General features: G+C 40.4%; 9 protein-coding genes. 6 read left to right on the forward strand and 3 right to left on the reverse strand.

Going from position 1 to position 13,540, the window contains the following annotated elements; translation table 11 throughout:
* The first annotated feature begins 5 nt into the window (after positions 1–5).
* Positions 6–623, forward strand: a complete 618-nt coding sequence (thrH, locus tag CDG59_RS01965) for a bifunctional phosphoserine phosphatase/homoserine phosphotransferase ThrH (RefSeq protein WP_087543234.1) — start codon at positions 6–8, stop codon at positions 621–623.
* Between the two features lie 86 nt (positions 624–709).
* Here thrH and CDG59_RS01970 read toward each other — a convergent pair whose 3' ends face one another.
* Together CDG59_RS01970 and CDG59_RS01975 are read right to left on the reverse strand one after the other, a co-directional pair.
* Positions 710–1,939 carry an OmpP1/FadL family transporter gene (locus tag CDG59_RS01970; RefSeq protein WP_087543236.1) on the reverse strand — a complete coding sequence of 410 codons (1,230 nt, stop codon included), beginning with the start codon at positions 1,937–1,939 and terminating at the stop codon, positions 710–712.
* Positions 1,940–2,234: 295 nt separating this feature from the next.
* A complete protein-coding gene (locus CDG59_RS01975) occupies positions 2,235–3,764 on the reverse strand; it encodes a long-chain fatty acid transporter (protein ID WP_087543238.1) in 1,530 nt (509 codons plus the stop codon).
* A 489-nt stretch (positions 3,765–4,253) separates the two neighbouring features.
* On the opposite strand from CDG59_RS01975, the gene kdpA reads away from it, so the two are divergent.
* From kdpA to CDG59_RS02000, 5 genes are read left to right on the forward strand one after another with little or no spacing between them, the layout of a single operon-like run.
* The gene (gene kdpA, locus CDG59_RS01980; protein WP_087543438.1) at positions 4,254–5,951 is read left to right on the forward strand and encodes a potassium-transporting ATPase subunit KdpA; all 1,698 of its coding nucleotides are present in this window, start codon (positions 4,254–4,256) and stop codon (positions 5,949–5,951) included.
* A gap of 16 nt (positions 5,952–5,967) precedes the next feature.
* Entirely contained in the window at positions 5,968–7,980 is a 2,013-nt protein-coding gene (gene kdpB / locus CDG59_RS01985) for a potassium-transporting ATPase subunit KdpB (RefSeq protein ID WP_087543240.1), read from the forward strand.
* A gap of 9 nt (positions 7,981–7,989) precedes the next feature.
* Positions 7,990–8,625, forward strand: coding sequence for a potassium-transporting ATPase subunit KdpC (gene kdpC / locus CDG59_RS01990; protein WP_087543241.1), 636 nt, complete (start codon positions 7,990–7,992; stop codon positions 8,623–8,625).
* A 12-nt stretch (positions 8,626–8,637) separates the two neighbouring features.
* A complete protein-coding gene (locus CDG59_RS01995) occupies positions 8,638–11,286 on the forward strand; it encodes a sensor histidine kinase (protein WP_087543243.1) in 2,649 nt (882 codons plus the stop codon).
* A gap of 11 nt (positions 11,287–11,297) precedes the next feature.
* A complete protein-coding gene (locus CDG59_RS02000) occupies positions 11,298–12,002 on the forward strand; it encodes a response regulator (protein WP_087543245.1) in 705 nt (234 codons plus the stop codon).
* A 53-nt stretch (positions 12,003–12,055) separates the two neighbouring features.
* Here the strand turns inward: CDG59_RS02000 and CDG59_RS02005 are convergent, their stop codons facing one another.
* Positions 12,056–13,516, reverse strand: coding sequence for a coniferyl aldehyde dehydrogenase (locus tag CDG59_RS02005; protein WP_087543247.1), 1,461 nt, complete (start codon positions 13,514–13,516; stop codon positions 12,056–12,058).
* Between the last annotated feature and the right edge of the window lie 24 nt (positions 13,517–13,540).

The following is a 13,540-nucleotide window of genomic DNA, read 5'->3' on the forward strand; positions in this document are numbered from 1 at the left end:
CATTCATGGAAATCGTATGCCTAGACCTTGAAGGGGTACTTGTACCAGAAATCTGGATTAACTTTGCCAAGAAAACAGGAATTAAAGAATTAGAAGCGACGACGCGCGATATTCCAGATTATGATGTTTTAATGACTCAACGTTTAAACATTTTAAAAGAGCATGGTTTGGGTTTAAATGATATTCAAGCTGTGATTGCGGATATGGGACCATTTGAAGGTGCAAAAGAATTTGTTGAATGGGTACGTACACATTTTCAACTGATTATTTTATCTGATACTTTTTATGAGTTTGCACATCCATTGATGAAACAACTGGGTTGGCCAACGATTTTCTGTCACAAACTTGAAACTGATGAAAATGGTATGATTACGGCGTATAAATTACGCCAGCCTGATCAAAAGCGTCAGGCGGTGAAAGCATTACATGGTTTAAATTTCCGTGTGATTGCTGCAGGTGACTCTTATAATGATACGACCATGTTGGGTGAAGCGGATCATGGTTTCTTATTTGATGCGCCAGAAAATGTGATTGCTGAATTTCCACAGTTTCCACCTTTGCATGGCTATGAGGCACTAAAACAGGCGATTCGTGCTGTTTCACAACGCGATATTCCAGAATAATTAAAATTTCTAAGCTTTTTATGAAAGGTAAAGGAAATTTAAAAATAAAAGGCGCTTCTAAGCGCCTTTTATTTTTTTACTATTTATTAGAATTTATAACCAATTTTCAAACCATAAGCGATAGCATCATTATTTTCAAACTCAGCTACGTAGTTAGGCGTATTAAATTGAGAACCTGATTGAGCTTTAGCATCTCCTAACCAGAAATACTTTACACCACCAGCAATAAAGTAATTCGGGGCAGGGCTATATTGAACTCCTATGCCTACATTCCAATAACCTTCTGTTGGACCGAGTGTTGTAACTGGGTTACCTGCACCAGAATCCCAACCTACAGATACACTACCAGCCCAATGATCATTGACTTTACGACCTACGCCAGCAGTTACAGAATATTGGTCGTCAGTATAAGCCACTAGATCAAAGCCGTCTTTTTTACCAGTCTTATTAACGATAGGAGGTAGAACTGAAGCGGCTCCAAATTTATATGGACGAATCGCAAAGTCTTTCCAGTTTACCCAACGAACGTTTGCGAACGCGACAGTATTTTCCATAATTCCCGTTTGAAAATCGAGATTAACGGACTGAGGTGTCGTGATTTCAGTTGTACCTTGAGCATTGTTAATTTGATTTAACATCGCATCAAAAACAGGACTGTTTGTAAAACCTGCAAATCCATGATTCTCATATGCATTCATTTCATGCTTGATTTTTGCACGGTAAGTTAAAGATGTTTTGAGTGCAATTTCTGGAATTTGATAAGCGACACCTACTAACCAACCTACAGCTTCATCACGACCTGTTTTAAAATCATAACCACTGTACGCACTATAACTTTCACCACGTAATAATACCGTTGCATCTAGTGTTTGATAAACTGCGCCTGCATATATGTTCCAGTTTAGGGTTGGTTGATAACCTAAAATTAAATTCAAATCTTCAGTATCAACTGTAACTGAAGTACCACCTTTAAATGGAAGAGGGCGGCTTTCGATAAAGTTACTTTTGCCTTTGTACTCTGCATCAGCCCCATAAGGTTGGTCATAAATAAGACCAATAGAGAATTTTTCGGTTGCCTGAATTTTTAAAGCAGCGTTTGGCGAGTAATAGTTACCTGCCATATTACCTGTCTCATTTTTCGATGTATCTTTTCCTGATACATTTGGATCAAGAACTGAAATACCTGCTTCAAAATAGTTGCCTGCTTGTAAAAAAGGGGCAATAGATTGACCTGAACGGTCTAAAGCTGCTGCAAAAGCTGAAGTGGTTGGGAGTAAGCTAAGTAAAAGAGCGTGCTGAATCGCATTAATCTTCATTGGTATTTTCTCTCATATCACTCTGTAACAAGAATGTTGCGAAAAGTAACATAATTTTTATGGCTCAAAATATTTTACAAATGTCCATAAATGAACTGATAAAGTCATGAAAATTTCTTGAGAAGTGTAGTGTTATATACTATTCGGTTTATTTGTGAATTCTTGTTAAGACTTTGATTAATCATGTTTTTCTATATTTTAAGAATAATCCATAATAAATTTTGAACAGTATTTATTTTTAGCATAGCAATAAAAAAGACCATCAAATGATGGTCTTTTTTATTCGATGTGTTGATTAGAAACGGTAACCCATCTTTAAACCGTAAGCGATAGCATTATTATCTTCAAAACTAGCTACATACTCATTAGTACCAGCTTGTGCACCGGTTTGTGCTTTAGCATCGCCTAACCAGAAGTATTTCACACCGCCAGAAATAAATGTAGCAGGTGTAGGACTATATTGAACACCAAAGCCCACATTCCAGTAACCTTCTGTTGGACCTAAAGTTGTTACAGGGTTGCCTGCTCCAGAATCCCATCCGACAGAAACATTACCAGCCCATTTTTCGTTGAGCTTACGACCAACACCTGCATTTACAGACCATTGATCATCAGAATATTCGACTAAATTAAAGCCATTAGGTTTACCAGCAACTAGACCTGCACCACCAAGAATTTTTGAAAGTTCACCGAATTTATACGGTTGGATTGAGAAATCCTTCCAGTTAACCCAACGTACGTTAGCAAAAGCTACGGTGTTAGCCATGATACCAGTCTGTAAATCTAGATTTACAGATTGAGGGGTTGTAATTTTTGTTTTTTTGTCAACACTTAAAGCCGCAAGTTTACTCGCATCAACACCTAAACCAGTAAGTACACTAGTTAACCCAGGGAATCCTAGCAAAGAAAGGTCTTCTTTAATATTAATTTTGTGATCAATTTCTGATCTATATGTCAACGATGCTTTAAGTGCAATTTCTGGGATTTGATAAGCTGCACCTGCTAACCAACCAGTACCAGTTGTTTCTTTAATATCTGCGTCATAGCCATTATAAACACTATAAGCTTGACCACGAAGGCTGACATGACCTTTTACAGTTTGAATGACAGGTCCTGCATAAAAGTTAAGATTTTTATTAGGTTGGAAACCAAAAACCATTGAAAGATTCTGACTATCTACTTCAACTTGAGTGCTATTTGATCCCGTACTTGAACCTAAATAAGCTTTTGCTGCATTTAATGCCGTTTGAGTTTGTTGAAGCTTTTGAAGACCAGCAGCAACAGTAGTATTACCACCGATAGCAACCTGCTGTAAAGCACCCAGAATTTCTTGTTGAGTTGGGTTTGCTGGATTACCGCCAGTCTGATTAGTTACCTGTTGAAGAGCAGGTCCAAATGAAGCACCAGCTGCATTTACTAATTGACCAATAGACTTAGTTGATAAATCAGATAAAGACTTTTGACTTAGTACGCCATCATTTGGGCTTGAAACAAATACGTTCTCACCGGTGTATTTGGCATCTGCACCAAAAGGTTGGTCGTAAAGTAATCCAAAAGAAATATTGTCTGTAAGTTGAAGTTTTAAAGCTGCACTAGGGAACATGTAATCGTCACCCATGTCACCAATTTTACGTTGAGTTGGTGTTCCGCCAGCTTCTTTACCTTCTACAGTTGGATCTAGAACCGAAAGACCAGCTTCAAAATAGTTACCTGGCTGTAAAAAAGCAGACATTGACTGACCTGAACGATCTAATGCTGCTGCAAATACTCCAGTTACAGGCAGCGTCGCTAAAATCATGGCAGTGCTAAGATGTTTTAATTTCATTTTAAATCTTTCCTTGAACTTCAAGATTTTTTAGGTAGAGAAGCTATCATTGATAAGCCAAATCATTTACGACACATGATTTGCTATAACTCCATGTAACAAAAATACCATAATTAAAATAAGAGTAAATGTTCTAAATGAACTACTCAGTACGATTGATTACATGAAACCGAATAGAAATAATGCTATTAATCTTTATATACATCTGTGTTTTTATTGGTAATGTTATGAAAAATATAACTTATTAATTAAAAATAAAGTGGTGTTTAATTTGCATTTTTACAAAAATATTTTTTTAAAAGGTCAAAGATTTTTTGTAAAAATTAAGAAATTTTTCTCCATAATTTTTTTTAAAGCATTTTTTGGCAATACAGAGAATAGTTTAGGAATAATTTTACGCAAAATTTACGTCTACTGGTTTTTTCAATATAGAGAATTTACGCTCTCAATTTCCATACTAAAGCTGACCTATTTTAAATGGCATTTGCTATGTGGGAATTTATTACTGTATTTTTCTTTTCATTGTTGTTGGCTTATCCGCTCGGACACTATCTTGCGGATGTAATGCAAGCCAAACCAATGAAAAGTGACGCTTTGTTTAAATGGATTGAGCAACCGATTTATGCGCTACTCGGTGTCAAGCACAGTGGGATGAACTGGCGGCAATATTTAACGGCATTTGTGCTCAGTAATATTTTACTGCTTGCTGCAAGTGTCACTATTTTAATGACACAGGCATGGCTACCATTGAATCCTGATCATATCCCGAATATGAATTGGGATTTGGCTTTACATACCACCATTTCATTTCTGACCAATACCAACCAGCAGCATTACTCGGGGCAGTCTCAACTCTCTTATCTATCGCAAATGACCGTGATTGTGGGATTGCAATATTTGTCACCAATTATGGGACTTGCCTTATTGGTTGCCATGTTAAGAGCATTATTTTTACAATCAGCTCAACAACAAGACCTAGATCAAAACAAATGGAATCGTATTAATTTGGGTAACTACTGGATGGATATCATCCGACCACTATTTCGATTTTTCATTCCTTTGGGATTTATTTTTTCTTTACTACTCACTTTTCAAGGTGTGCCAGCAACCTTATCTGCGGGGCCAACAGCGCAAGTTTTAGAGCAAAGCACAGAAGTCAAAACTCAACATATTCCACTCGGCCCAGTTGCACCGATGGTGGCGATTAAACAATTGGGTAGTAACGGTGGCGGTTGGTATGGCCCAAATAGTAGTGTGCCTTTAGAAAATCCAACGCCACTATCCAATGTGATTGAGATGATTGCGATTTTACTGATTCCACTTTCTGCGGTGTTTATGGTTGGACGTTTTATTCAACGTAAAAAACTGATGTGGATGATTTTTGGCACTATGTTGTTGATGTCACTTTCTTCAACGCTGTTGACCCTGTGGGTTGAAAAATCTTCGTTCACTCCAAATACTGCTTTGATGGAAGGGAAGGAAATGCGTTTCGATGCTGAAGCATCGGCATTGTGGGGAAGCGTGACCACACAAGTGAATAACGGCTCAGTCAATATGATGCATGACTCTGCCTCACCCCTCACGGGATTGGTTGAACTGTGCAATATGTTGATCAATGCCATTTGGGGCGGCATAGGGTGTGGGCTATTACAGTTCTTCATTTATCTGTTTTTAGCGGTATTTATCGCAGGTTTGATGACAGGGCGTACCCCTGAATTGTTTGGTCGAAAAATTGAAGTCACTGAAATTAAGTTATTAGCACTGGTGATTCTTTTACAACCTGTGGTGATTCTTGGTTTGACTGCGATTGCTATTGCATTCCCATCCATGACAGGGAGTTCCAATCCCGCATTTCATGGCATTAGCCAAGTGTTTTATGAGTATGTTTCTGCCTATGCCAATAATGGTTCGGGCTTTGAAGGTTTAGGTGATAGCACGCTTTGGTGGAACCTAAGTGCCAGTGTGGCGTTATTGGCAGGGCGTTATAGCGTATTGATTATTCCTGTTTTGATTGCAGTGAGTTTAGCAACCAAACCGCAAGCAGCCGAAAGCAAAGGTTCTTTACAGATCGAATCTCCAACCTTTGCCCTGACTTTAATCGGGATCGTGTTGATTCTGACCTTGTTGCAATTCATGCCAGTGTTGGTGATTGGGCCAATTGCTGACTATTTGTCGATAAAAGTTTAAGCGTGGAGCAAGCACAATGAAACATTCAAATGCGACACAACAGATGGATATCTTGAATAAAGAAATTATTCAGCAAACTTTCCATAAATTGCTGCCTCAACACGCGTTTAAAAATCCAGTGATGGCATGTGTGTGGGTAGGAACAGTTTTAACCCTTGTTGCCACTTTGATGGGTAATGCCAGTTTTGGTTTTGGCTTAGTCCTAAGCTTGATTTTATTGGTCACGGTCTTATTTGCTAATTATGCCGAGGCGGTTGCAGAAGCCAAGGGACGTGGACAAGCTGCATCTTTACGTCAGGCGCGTGAAAACTTAACCGCAAATCGAATTCTCTATTTAAATGCTGTGCCGACTGTGATTTCCGCAAATTTACTGAAAAAGGATGATTTAGTTGTCGTCAAAGCTGGTGAAATTGTTCCTGCGGATGGTGAGATTATTCAGGGTTTTGCCACGATTAATGAATCAGCCGTTACAGGTGAATCTGCGCCCGTACTGCGTGAAGCCAATACTGACCGTTCAGGTGTGATTGGTGGAACTAAGGTTTTGTCAGATGAAATTATTATTCGAGTCAGTAATGAGGCAGGGCATAGCTTCCTAGACCGTATGATTGCCCTAGTTGAAGGTGCCAACCGTCAAAAGACACCGAATGAGATCGCACTGAGTATCTTACTGAATATTATGACCATCACCTTTATTGTGGTGGTGGCAACCTTACCTTTTATTGGTTCAATGGTTGGGATCAAAATCAGTATGGTTTTGCTGATTGCACTGTTGGTGTGTTTGATTCCAACCACGATTGGCGGCTTGCTGCCTGCAATTGGGATTGCAGGGATGAACCGTGCTTTAAAAGCCAATGTCTTAGCCAAATCAGGTAAAGCGGTTGAAGTAGCGGGTGATATTGATGTGTTGTTGTTGGATAAAACAGGCACGATCACCTATGGAGATCGCCAAGCTACTGCTTTTTATCCATTGGCAGGTGTGACAACAAGTGAGTTACGTCAAGCAGCGATGCTGACCTCTTTTGCCGATCCAACGCCTGAAGGGAAGTCGGTCATCAGCCTTGGGAAAGAATTAGGTGAAAGTATCCAAGAGCCGAAAGATGCTGAGTTCATTCAGTTTAGTGCCTCAACACGTTTATCGGGTGTGGACTTAGCAACTGGACAAACGATTCGTAAGGGTGCTGTCGATGCCATTCTTAACTTTACCCATCAAAATATTCAAGACAACATTGAGCTTAAAACTCGTGTAGAGCAAGTGGCTTCTAAAGGTGCAACACCACTCGTAGTAGCTTCGAATCACAATATTTTAGGCGTGATTGAACTGTCGGATGTGATCAAACAAGGCATTAAGGAACGTTTTGCACTGTTACGTGAGATGGGCATCAAAACCATTATGGTCACAGGAGACAATCCATTGACTGCGGCTGCGATTGCGGCCGAAGCAGGGGTGGATGACTATATTGCGGAGGCGAGACCTGAGGACAAATTGGCGTGCATTCGTAACGAACAAGCAGCAGGAAAATTAGTCGCAATGGTGGGTGATGGTACCAATGATGCTCCCGCCTTGGCGCAGGCAGATATTGGTTTAGCCATGAACTCAGGTACCCAAGCAGCCAAAGAAGCGGGCAATATGGTGGATTTAGATTCTGATCCAACCAAATTGCTAGATGTGGTCGAAATTGGTAAGCAGCAATTGATTACTCGTGGAGCATTAACCACTTTTTCTTTGGCAAATGATGTATCTAAGTACTTTGTCATTTTACCTGCATTGTTTGCGGTAGCGATTCCACAACTTGGTGTTTTGAATATTTTGCAATTGAGTAGTCCAAGCAGTGCGGTGATTTCCGCTTTGATCTTTAATGCCTTGATTATTCCAATGCTGATTCCATTGGCACTCAAAGGTGTTCAATTCAAACCTGCCAGTGCATTGCAATTGCTACGCCGTAATATGCTGATTTACGGTGTAGGTGGTGTGATCTTTCCGTTTATTGTGATCAAGCTGATTGACCTTGTTGTGTCCTTGTGGATTTAGGAGTTGGAAATGAATACTTTATTGAAGCATGAACAATTGAATCAACAGAATCTCCAATTATCGAATCCTGTCCATTCAGTTTTACGCCCAAGCCTCGGTTTGATTGTGGTTGGTTTTTTCATTGCAGGCATGTTGTACGCTACAGCAAGTGTCTCGATTGCGCAGTTGATCTTTCCCAAACAAGCCAATGGCAGTGTCATTGAACTGAATGGTAAAGTAGTGGGGTCAAGTTTGGTAGGGCAAAACTTTGTTAGTGAACAATATTTCCATGGACGACCAAGTGCGGTAAGTTACAATGTCGATGGTATGGCAGGCAGTAATTTGGCAATCTCTAATCCTGATTTGCAAAAACAAATTAAAGAGCGAACAGTACAATTTGCCCAAAATAATCAGATTACTAAGCAACACGTGCCGAACGAGATGGTAACTGCATCAGGTAGTGGGATTGATCCTGATATTTCACCTGAGAGTGCATTGTTACAGGTGAAGCGAGTGGCGCAACAACGTCATTTGCCTGAGCAGCAAGTTCGTGATTTGGTACAACAACAAACTCAGCCTGCACAATTCGGCATATATGGGCAAGCCCGAGTGAATGTGTTACAGCTAAATTTGGCCTTAGATCAATTGTCATCGACCACACGTTGATAGAGCGTAATTATGCAGATCGACCGTAATAACAAAGCAGATGCATGGTTGGCACATAGTCAACGTGAACAATCTGGACGTTTGACCATTTTCTTGGGTGCAGCACCTGGGGTGGGGAAAACCTATGCCATGCTGACCCGAGCGCATGAATTGATGCAACAAGGGCAGCATGTGGTGGTTGGCGTGGTGGAAACCCACGGTCGATCTGACACCGAAGCTTTGATTCAAGGGCTGAATGTTATTCCAAGAAAGTCTGTGGAATATCAGGGGCGAATGTTGGAAGAGATGGATCTCGACCAAATTCTTAAATTAAAGCCTCAAATTGTGCTTGTTGATGAATTGGCCCATCGTAATGTACCCAATAGTCGGCATGAATATCGTTGGCAAGATGTCAATGAGTTGTTGGATGCAGGCATTGATGTCTATAGCACCTTAAATATTCAGCATTTGGAAAGTCTGAATGATGTAGTTTTTCAAATTACGGGGATTCGGGTAACTGAAACTGTCCCCGATGCACTACTTAAACGTTTGAAAGATATTCGACTGGTTGATTTACCTGTTCCCGAACTATTAGAACGGATGAATCATGGCAAGATTTATTTCGCCGATGTTGCACCCCATGCATTACAAGGTTTTTTTAAAGCTGCGAATTTGACGGCGTTACGTGATCTGGCAATTCAAACTGTTGCAGGGCAGGTCGATATTGATTATCGAGAAAAATTTGTTGCGCAAGGGCAGATTATTCCGATTCAAAATCATGTGATGTTGGCGATAGATGGTTCTGAATTCTCTGAAGATTTGGTACGCCGTGCGCATCGGATTGCGGAAAGGCGCAATGCAACGTGGAGTGTCATTTCGATTCAAAAAAGTAAGGTTGAAACGACCCAAGCCTTTGCAGTGACGAAGGCTTTCAATCTAGCGCGTAAGCTCGGTGCAGATACCTATTTGCTGTATAGCAATCATATTGCATCGACCATTTTACAAGCGGCTTATGATTATGGTGCATCTAATATTTTGCTTGGCAAAAGTCCTCAAAAATCGCTATGGCAACGCTTATTTTCAGATCATATTGCTGACCAACTGTTAGAGAAACAGCATCCTTTTGAAATCACCTTTGTTCAGCCTTTAAAAGCCAAAAATAATGAAAAGCGTTTGCAGAAAGATGTGGCGCATTCATCTTGGCTGGAACAAGGTTTAGCATTTAATCAACGTGAAGTGTTTGAAAGTATTATCATTGTGTTGTTAGGGCTGATTGTGGCAGCAATCAGTGATCATTTTATTGGGTATAGTGATTTAGCCTTAATTTTTATTGTGACCGTATTACTGGTTGCGATACGCGCCCGCATGTTGATCACGATTATCAGCGTATTCATCTGTTTTTTACTCTACAACTATTTTTTTATCGAACCTCGATTTACTTTTATGATTAGCGCTGAACGAGGCGTGATTACCATCATTACGTTTATTGTCTCAGCCTTACTAGTCGGGCGTTTAGCCAACCAATTACGTGCGCAGGTATTGAATTTACGTGCTGCAAATTCAGTCTCGTTACAGTTGCAAGAATTGGAAAGAAAACTATCGACTTGTGTAGATATTGAGCAGGTGTTAAATGTCGCCAAACAACATTTAGAAACCTCATTAAATGCGACGGTCTGGTTAAAAGTTGAAAATCAGTCTTTGGGTGATGTCTCTGCTTTAAATGAAAAAGATCAAATAGCCGCAGATTGGACACAGAAGAATGCGAAACCCTGTGGACGCTTTACCAACACACTGACCAATTCTGAATGGTGGTTTATTCCACTGAATGTAGTGAAAGAATATGGGGTGATTGCAATTCGTTTTCATCAAAATGCTCAAACCATCAGTTTTGAATTACAACGTTTAACTGAGTTGATGATTGAGGATATTGCTCAAACTGTTGCTCGGGTACAACTGTCTTTACAATTAGAAAATTCTAGAGTAGTGGCTGAAACGGAAAAACTACGTTCAGCTTTACTTTCTTCGGTATCGCATGATTTACGTTCACCCTTAGCCGCGATGATTGGTTCAGCAGATACGCTCAAATATTATGGTGAACAGATGCCTGAAAGCGATCGGCATGAATTATTAGACACTATTCACATTGAAGGGGAACGACTGGATCGTTATATACAAAACCTATTGGATATGACTCGACTAGGTCATCAGGGTTTGACTTTAAGTCGTGCTTGGATCGGTGCAGATGAGCTGATTGGCTCAGCAACGCAACGGCTTAAACGCTATCAGCCTGAGGTGAAAATCGAAGTTGCTTTGCCGGAAGAACTTCTGCAATTGTATGTGCATCCTGCTTTGATTGAACAAGCCATTTTTAATGTCTTGGAAAATGCCGCCAAATTTTCACCAGAGGATGTTCCGATTGAAATAAAGATTCAGCAAGAGGAACAATTTCTACAAATTGACATTATCGATCAGGGGATTGGTATTCCCGAAGATGAACGCGAGCAAATCTTTGATATGTTCTACACCATGCAACGCGGTGATCGAGGAAAAACGGGGACAGGTTTAGGACTGGCGATTGTTAAAGCTATTATTGGCGCACATATGGGCAGTATTGAAGCTTTTGCTGGAACAGATGGTCAAGGCACCTTAATTCGCATACGATTACCGTTACATCAGGATTAAAATTATTATTTATGCCGCAAACAACCCATCCGAATGCTTCAATTTTAATTATTGATGATGAACCTCAAATTCGAAAATTTTTAGACATTGCTTTACGTGCGCAAGGTTATCAGGTGCATGTTGCTGAAAATGGCATGAAAGGCTTAGAAATTTTGGCAACACGAGGTGCGGATTTACTGATTTTAGATTTGGGTTTACCAGATATGGAAGGACAGGAAGTATTGACCGAGATGAGGCAATGGTCAGATATTCCTGTGATTGTGTTATCTGCCCGTCCTGATGAAAATCAAAAAATTAAATTGCTCGATGCAGGTGCGAATGATTATGTGACCAAACCGTTTAGCATTCAGGAATTATGTGCCCGTATTCGAGTGATGTTTCGTAATAAACCACAACAGTCTGAACAGAATATTGTATTTGATGATGGTCAATTATCTGTGGATGTGGCTGAACATGTAGTGACGTTCGCGAATGAAGAAATTATTCTGACTAAAAAAGAATTTAAACTGTTAGCACTATTGATTCGTCATCAGGGGAAGATTGTTACGCAAAAGCAAATTATGACCGAGTTATGGGGCATTAGCCATGAAGAAGATACTCATTATCTTCGAATCTTGGTGAAAAAACTCCGAACCAAAATCGGAGATTCTGCAGTCACTCCAAAATATATTTTTACCATCGCGGGCGTGGGGTTACGTTTCCAAGGGCAATCCTAAATTGAAAAATAAAAAGAGAGTTTGCAAAACTCTCTTTTTGACGAATAAACGATTTATTTTAAGTTTGGATCGCTTTTTTTCAAGAAGAAACTCAAAGCAAGTTTTTGCACCCAAGTGCCATAAGGTGGATAGAATAATTGCGTTGGGAAGAAGCGATGACGAGCAAAAACTGTTTTCGCATGTGATAGCTCACGGAAGCCTTCCTCACCGTGATAAGTTCCCATACCTGAGTTACCAATACCACCAAATGGTGCATCATGGTTGACCACATGCCAACCCCAATCATTGATCGTGACACCACCTGAATGAGTTTGTTTTAAGATGTAGTCACGTTCGGTTGAATCATGGGTGAAACAATAGAGTGCTAGAGGTCGTTCACCTGCTTTGATATAAGCGATCGCGTCATCAAGGCTATCGTAAGCAACTACGGGCAATACTGGACCAAACAGCTCTTCTTTGAGAATACGCATGTCGGGTGTGCAATTCAGCACAATATGTACAGGCATACGACGTGCATCTTTATCACGATCATATTCGGCACAGGCAATAATTTGAGCACCTTTGGCTTTGGCATCGTCTAGGATTTCTAATAAACGTTTGAAATGGCGATCATTGACGATAGAGGTGTAGTTAGAATTATTGCTGATGTTACTGCCATACATTGCCGTAAAATTCTTTTTACATTCTTCTGCAAACTGATTCACTTGTTCTTTCGGCACAAGCGCATAGTCAGGTGCAACACAGATTTGCCCACAGTTGGTTGCCTTACCATGCAATACGCGTTTAGCTGCATCGGCTAAGGGATAATGACGGCTGACAAGCGCAGGGGATTTACCGCCTAATTCTAATGTGACAGGCGTTAGGTTTTCTGCTGCTGCACGCATTACCACTCGACCAATTGCAGGTGAACCTGTAAACACAATATGGTTAAAAGGGAGTGATGTGAATTGTGCAGGATCAAGAATTTCTTCACCGAAAATACAAACTTCATCTTCAGTAAAAACTTCAGCCAGCATGCGTCTCAGTACTGCATTGGTTGCAGGCGTAATCTCGGGCAGTTTAATCATAACTCGATTGCCCGCAGCGATTGCTGCAACCAATGGGCCAAGTGCTAAATAAACAGGGAAGTTCCACGGCACAATCACGCCGACCACACCTTTCGGTTGATATTGGACAGCCAGACGGTTTGATAAAAACAGTAATTCAGTACTTCGCTTACTCGGTCGCATCCATTTACGTAAATGTCGAATAGCATGTTCTGCTTCCAAAACTGAGCCTAATAAATCCAATAATTTTGATTCATCTACCGATCGAGAACTAAAGTCGCTATTGATGGCAGCAGCGATAACATCTTGGTAACGAATAATTTGTTTTTTAAGTTTGAATAATTTTGTACGTCGAGCATCGAGATCAGGATATGGATGCGCATCAAAAGCAGCACGTTGTTGGGCGAATACCAAGCGCATATGTTTAGTTGCCGAGTCGCTAAATTCCTGCGAATGAGAAAGTGTCATTGTTGCTCCTTCCATGCTTATTGG

It is taken from the genome of Acinetobacter sp. WCHA29 (assembly GCF_002165335.1).
Lineage (GTDB): Bacteria > Pseudomonadota > Gammaproteobacteria > Pseudomonadales > Moraxellaceae > Acinetobacter.